A 5,103-nucleotide genomic window follows, 5' to 3' on the forward strand; every position below is an offset into this window, starting at 1 on the left:
TACCCCCTGCCAACCGTGCGCTGGCCCGACCCCGCCGGCGGCTCCTGGCCGCCGCGGCGGCGCTGGCCGCGCTGTCCGCCGTGAGCGCCGGCAGCCTGCTCGACCTGCGCACCCCGGCGCCCAGGCCGGCGAGCGCGCCGACGGGCGAGTTCAGCGCCGGCCGGGCGTACGAGGACGTTCAGGTGATCGCGGCCCGGTCGCACGTCGCCGGCAGCCCGGCCAACGAGCAGGTCCGCGCGCACATCGAGCAACGGCTGCGCGGGCTTGGCCTGGAGACCGAGGTGCAGGACACCGTGGCGCCGGAGGCCGGTCAGCTCAGCGGGGCGGCCGGCGGGGCGACGCTGGCCCGGGTCCGCAACGTGGTGGCCCGGCTGCCCGGCACCGACTCGACGGGCCGGGTGTTCCTGGTCGCCCACTACGACTCGGTGCAGACCGGGCCGGGCGGCAACGACGACGCGGCCGGCACCTCCGCGATCCTGGAGGTGGCGCGGGCGCTGACGGTCGGCCCCCGGCCGCGCAACGACATCGTCTTCGTGCTGACCGACGCCGAGGAGGCGTGCCTCTGCGGAGCGTCCGCGTTCGCCGCGAGCCATCCGCTGGCCGCCGACGGCGGGGTGGTGCTCAACCTGGAGGCCCGCGGCTCCACCGGCCCGCTGATCATGTTCGAGACGTCGGTTAACAACGCGAAGCTGGTGGACGTCTTCGGCCGGGCCGCCCCGCATCCGGTCGGCACCTCGTTCGCGGTGGAGATCTACCGGGCGCTGCCGAACGACACCGACTTCACCGCGTTCCTGGACCAGAAGTTCGTCGGGTTGAACTCGGCGTACATCGACGGCGGCGCGATCTACCACACTCCGCTGGACACCCCGGCAGCGATGGACCGGGGCAGCCTCCAGCAGCACGGGGACAACGCGCTGGGCCTCGCCGGGAGTTCGGCCGCACCGACCTGACCGACCTGCGCTCCGGGCACGACGCCACCTACTTCCCCGTCCCCGGTCTGCTGGTCCGCTATCCCGGCTGGCTCACCCTGCCGCTGGCCCTGCTCGCCGTGGCCGCGGTGGCCGCGCTGGCGTGGCTGACCCGCCGCAGTGGCCGGGCCGGCGCCGGCCGGCTGGCCGCCGGCTTCGCGCTGGCCCTGGTGCCGATCCTGGCCGCGCCGGTCGCCGCCCAGCTGCTCTGGTTGGCGATCACCATGATCCGCCCGGGGTACGCGGAGCTGCTCGACCCGTACCGGCCGATCTGGTACCGGCTGGCCGTGTTGGCGCTCGCCGCCGCCATCGTGGTCACCTGGTACGCGCTGCTGCGCCGCCGGATCGGCCCGGCCGCTCTGGCCGTCGGCGGGCTGGCCTGGCTGGCCCTGCTCGGGGTGCTGCTCGCCGTGGCGGTGCCCGGTGGGGCGTACCTCACCACCCTGCCGGCCCTGGCCGGCGCCTTCGGCGGGCTGGTCGCGCTGCGGACCCGGCAGACCGGGCCGTGGCCGGTGGTGGCGGTGACCGCCGCCGCCGCGGTCGGTGTGGTCATCCTGCTGCCCACCGTGGTACTGCTCTTCCCCGCGCTGGGGATGGCGATGGGCGGAGTGGCCGCGCTCGTCGCGGTGCTGCTCGGCCTGACCGCACTCCCAGTGGTCGACCTGCTGCACCCGCAGGCCGGCGGCCAGCGCGGGCTGCTGACGCTGCGGGCCCGCCGGCTCGCGGTGGTGCCGGCCGGGGCCGCCGCCGCGGCGGTGGTGCTCGCCGGGGTCGGGCTGGCGGTCGACCGCTTCGACGCCGCCCATCCCGCGCCCACCCACCTGATGTACGCCCTGGACACCGACACGGGCGAGGCGCAATGGGTCAGCCACGAGGAGGAACTCCAGCCGTGGACGGCCGAACACGTCAGCCCGGTCGAGCGGGCGTCGCTTCGGTGGTGGTTCCCCGCCCTGGGCGACAAGTCGCTGCGGGTCGGCACGGCGCAGAACGCCAACCTGCCGGCCCCGGCCGTGCAGCTCGTTTCGGACAGCACCGTCGGTGGTGAGCGCACACTGCGGGTCCGGGTCGTGCCGCAGCGGACCGTACGCCTCGTCTCGCTGCACGTGGACGCGGAGACCGCCGAGGTGAAGCGGGCGGAGGTCGCCGGTCGGGCCGTTCCGGTCCAGCGGCAGCCCACCATCGAGGAGGCCTCGCTTGACCGGTGGGGGTTCGGGTTGGTCTTCCATGCCCCGCCGCCCGAAGAGGCCGATGCGGTCACGCCCGTACGCCTCGGCCAGGCGCACCCGCGCGGGATGGCACGGCCAGGGTGTGTCAGCCGCGCATATCTGACAGTGCCACTGCGGCCGGCGCGGCAGATGTTCTCCGTCCATCCGGCGGGCCAGCGCTGACACCGACCGTTCAGCCTGGCTAGTCCGTGCCGTCTCCCGCACTCCGGCCATCACACGCCCGCCCGCGCTGAACGCCGTTCGGTAGCTACTTCCAGCGGTATTGGTCTAGGCCGGGTCCGTAGTAGATCAATTCGGACGAGTGCGCCCCTGAGCTGCTGCAACACCTGGCACGGTCGGTCAACAATAGTCAGCCGTGGTTCTCGTTGGACGGCCTGAGCACGGCATGATCTTGATGGTTCGCCGTCAGTTCAGCGAGCCTTGACGAACGTGCCCTTCCCGGGCACCACGTAGACCAGGCCCTCATCGACCAGCACCCGGACCGTGTGCAGGATGGTGCCGCGCGCAAGGCCGTACTCGTACCCCCTGCCCGGCCGGGCTCCTTCGACTCGGCCGGGCAGGGCAACCTTCGAGCGGGAAGGGACCTTCATGCCTACCGAGCAGGAGGGCCGCGCGTGGGCCAGGCCGCAGCCCCGCTCGCCCAAACCCGGCGAGGAACTATGGATCGACCGCGAAGCCTCGGTGCAGTTCCTGAGGCAGCGGTTCCGGTTCCGGGTGATCTCGGTGTGCCCAAAGCCGACCTATCGGGGCTGGGCCTGGGTGACGGGCTACCAACTCGATGACCGGGGCAACGCCGTCGAAAAGCGGGAGATCTTCGTTCAGCTCGCCGGCCTGCGCCCCGTCGGGCGATCGACGTAGCACGCTGTGCGGATGACTGGCGCGGAAAACGCCAGTGCGGCGACCGATGCGTGGGGGAGGTGGTGGCCCTGAACTACGGACGTGTCTATCGATGGCTCCACGCCTGTTTTCACCACCCCGCCCGACTCGCCGCCTTCGTCCGTGTCGCTCCAATAAAACCCTTATGCGTTGCTGAGATTACCTCGGTCCCCGGCCCTGGCCACCTGGCCGATGGCCAGCGAAATTCGTCGCAGCGGTCGACGCTGGAAGAATGGCATTCGGCGAAAGCGTGTAAGCCCTGCTGAGCCTAAGTTTGACACTGTCAGGCAAAGAGTTAAAAATTCGTGGCCTACTTCTCGCAATTACTGTTTCCCTCATCTCATGGTACCCAACACCGACACCTTCCGCGAAGGTACTAATGCTCATATCTGAATGTGCGAATTTGATCAGCTGCGTTCTCCACCAGGCGTCACTTCCGCGCTCCTCCGACGCCTGGGGTGTGACCTCCCGCTGCTGCCCGTCGTACTGACTCGAACTACTACTGGCTATCTGTGCCATCTGTGCGGGCGCTTGTGGCAAGTGGCCCAGTGGGGAGTAAACGGCTGCTCGGCGGGCCTCAAGAAATTCATTAAACCGCGAAGTGCGATCGTATCGAGTGTTGTAGATATAGTCAATCAACATTGCTACATTTACATTGTTTTGCCACTCCGGGCAGGGCTTCTCCAGTTCCTCGGTCTGCTCCCGGTAGGCGGAGTACTTTGGGTCAGTCGCAGTCATTCTCACCAAATTTACCCATGCGGCCATATGTGAGTCTTTGGTCGCGAGAAGGCCCCTCGCGGTGGTTTTGGCGGCCGCTTCAAGTTGAGTGATGTTAAAACGCATGCCGTGCCCTGACGAACCAGTGTGGGCGGGATCCACTTCAAACCGTCCAATCATCTAGGATACTTTGCCACTCATAGAGGTAACGTAGGGCGACTGCCCGCTGGTTCATGGAGTGCCTGAATCCCTTACACCACAACGGTTTCCGTGATTGTGGGTGGTCAGGTTGACCGCCATGCCGGGCGGCGAGACCGACCGGGGACACGGTCAGGTCGGCGGCCAGGGCGAGCAGCCCGAGCGCTACCAGCTGGGTCGCGCCGTAGGTGGCCACGTGCCGAACGCAGGCCAACCGGCCCCGCCACCCGGGCTGCCCCTTGGTGTCGGCCTGGTGCTAGGTCTGGATCCAGTGGTCTGCGAACAGGGCGGCGTACACCGCGGCGACGGTGCCGGGGTCGGTCATCGGGTGTTCAGGGGCCGGCCCTTCAGTCTGTGTCGGCCTACGGCAAGGAGAGATCTTCGCGGTCAGCCCCGGGGATCTCGACCCGACCCGTCCGGTCCTGCACATCACTCGGCAGATCAAACTCGTTCGCGGCTCGCTGATCTTCGCGCCGCCAAAGGGCGGCAAGTCCCGCGAGGTTCCGTTACCGGACTCGGTAGCCCGCAGGCTGAGACAACACGCGAAGGACTGCCCACCCCTCGCGGTCACCCTGCCGTGGGAAACGCTGACCGGTGAACCACGAACCGTAGAGCTGTACCTAACGACGCCTGCCGGCCTGGCGCTGTCCCGCTCGATGTTCAACTCCGGCGTCTGGAAGCCGGCGATCCGGGCGACTGGCGTTCCCGATGACCGACACAACGGAATGCACGTTCTGCGGCACACCTATGCCTCGGTCCTCCTGGACGCCGGGGAGAGCATCAAGGCCCTGTCGGCCTACCTGGGCCACGCGGACCCGGGCTTCACCCTCCGGACCTACACCCACCTACTGCCGGCCAGCGAGGATCGCACCCGCCGGGCCATCGACAAGGCACTCGGTGAGGACCAGGGCGGCGATGTTGCTCCGGAAGCCCTTGACGGCCTGGACACGGCATGATCATGGTTCATCGGCCCTGGCAGCGGACTGCTATGCAGGTCAGCAACACGGCGCCGTCTTCGAGGCGCAGCATGGTGCGCGAAGATTCGGTGCTGGTTGGTGGTTGCGGTCCGCCGGTGTTCGGGTGGATCGTGATGGGGTTCGTCGTGGTCGACTCCGAAT

General features: G+C 68.8%; 5 protein-coding genes. 4 read left to right on the top strand and 1 reads right to left on the bottom strand.

What is annotated here, in order from left to right; all coding sequences use genetic code 11:
- Together F8271_RS34305 and F8271_RS34310 are read left to right on the top strand one after the other, a co-directional pair.
- Nucleotides 1-950, top strand: a 950-nt coding sequence (locus tag F8271_RS34305) for a M28 family peptidase (RefSeq protein WP_370461996.1), incomplete at its 5' end; no start/stop codon positions are given.
- A gap of 98 nt (nt 951-1,048) precedes the next feature.
- Complete coding sequence (locus F8271_RS34310; RefSeq protein ID WP_357946793.1) at nt 1,049-2,356, top strand: hypothetical protein; 1,308 nt, start codon at nt 1,049-1,051, stop codon at nt 2,354-2,356.
- Nucleotides 2,357-2,604: 248 nt separating this feature from the next.
- Here the strand turns inward: F8271_RS34310 and F8271_RS34315 are convergent, their stop codons facing one another.
- Entirely contained in the window at nt 2,605-2,784 is a 180-nt protein-coding gene (locus F8271_RS34315; RefSeq protein WP_357946790.1) for a hypothetical protein, read from the bottom strand.
- On the opposite strand from F8271_RS34315, the gene F8271_RS29770 reads away from it, so the two are divergent.
- Together F8271_RS29770 and F8271_RS29780 are read left to right on the top strand one after the other, a co-directional pair.
- Nucleotides 2,783-3,052 (top strand): hypothetical protein, encoded by a 270-nt coding sequence (locus tag F8271_RS29770; RefSeq protein WP_151493141.1) that lies wholly within the window; start codon nt 2,783-2,785, stop codon nt 3,050-3,052. The genes F8271_RS34315 and F8271_RS29770 overlap by 2 nt on opposite strands.
- Before the next feature lie 1,241 nt (nt 3,053-4,293).
- On the top strand, nt 4,294-4,941 hold the full coding sequence (locus F8271_RS29780; RefSeq protein ID WP_225854853.1) for a site-specific integrase: 648 nt from the start codon (nt 4,294-4,296) through the stop codon (nt 4,939-4,941).
- Nucleotides 4,942-5,103 lie beyond the last annotated feature (162 nt).

Source organism: Micromonospora sp. ALFpr18c, assembly GCF_008868155.1.
Lineage (GTDB): Bacteria > Actinomycetota > Actinomycetes > Mycobacteriales > Micromonosporaceae > Micromonospora.